We start from the raw sequence: 248 nt of genomic DNA on the forward strand, positions 1-248 counted from the left end.
TTTGAAATTTTACTAGATGTTCCACCTAGAAAATATGGTTTACCATTTGAGAGGGTTTGAGGGAATTTTTCATCTACCAGCTTAGTATTGACAGCGTAAAGACCGCCACCTAAATCTTTACCTTTTGTATTTTTTCTTAGCTCTTTTCTCTCAGATTCTATTTTCTCTATCTCTTTCTCAAATTTCTCATCAAATATATATACTCCACCATATTGTTTAGCTAAGTTTTCTAGTTCAGAGTTACTTAT

Annotated in this window: 1 pseudogene; it reads right to left on the reverse strand. The window is 31.9% G+C overall.

Going from position 1 to position 248, the window contains the following annotated elements:
* Positions 1 to 248 (reverse strand): annotated as a pseudogene (locus tag ATCC51562_RS09675) (tRNA 2-selenouridine synthase); the annotation flags it as partial.

This window comes from Campylobacter concisus ATCC 51562 (genome assembly GCF_000466745.1).
In the GTDB taxonomy this organism is placed as follows: Bacteria; Campylobacterota; Campylobacteria; order Campylobacterales; family Campylobacteraceae; genus Campylobacter_A; species Campylobacter_A concisus_B.